The sequence below is a fragment of the Kitasatospora nipponensis genome, assembly GCF_039528135.1.
GTDB lineage: Bacteria > Actinomycetota > Actinomycetes > Streptomycetales > Streptomycetaceae > Kitasatospora > Kitasatospora nipponensis.
In genome coordinates this window covers 1-531 of sequence record NZ_BAAALF010001110.1, presented here as the reverse complement: position 1 = coordinate 531, position 531 = coordinate 1, and the positions used below count along the sequence as shown (strand labels likewise).

Sequence of the window (531 nt, the reverse complement as noted above, 5' to 3'; positions counted from 1 at the left end):
GCAGGAAGGCGCCGAGTTCCTGGCTGACGAGGGGAGTTGACATGCTGTGAGCTCCTCGGGCGGATGGTTGTTCCGTCGTGCTCCAGCCTAGAGCGACTCAGACCTGGAGCGGCCTGAGCCGCCAGAGCCGGACGGGCATGTGGCTCACCCAGCCGAGTTCGTCCTGCCGCCGCTGCGCGGTCTCGCCGATCGCCCGGAAGAACTCGGCCCGCAGCGCGGGCGGCACCAGCCGGCTGTAGTAGTCGCCGAAGGTGGCGGCGTGGAAGTGCTCGTACTGGGTGGCGTCCTCGACGGTGACCACCGCGTCCCGCTCCAGGTACGAGTCCACCGTGAAGTACCGGGCCAGCAGCGCGTCGAGCTCCTCGGCCGGCCTGGTCCTGGTGCCGATCGGCAGCACCTCGCCGCGCTCGAACACCTTTGGTACGTCGGTGAGTTCGACACCGGTGGCGATCAGGGCGGCCCGCACCAGCTCGTCCTCGCCGCCGAGCCCGAACGCGTCCCGGGCCGGGTGGTAGGTGGTGAGCAGGAAGC

Annotated in this window: 1 protein-coding gene; it reads right to left on the bottom strand. The window is 70.1% G+C overall.

The window, feature by feature from the left end:
• Positions 1 to 97: 97 nt before the first annotated feature.
• A partial coding sequence (locus ABD323_RS45130; protein ID WP_344447739.1) for a hypothetical protein occupies positions 98 to 531 on the bottom strand: 434 nt, incomplete at its 5' end.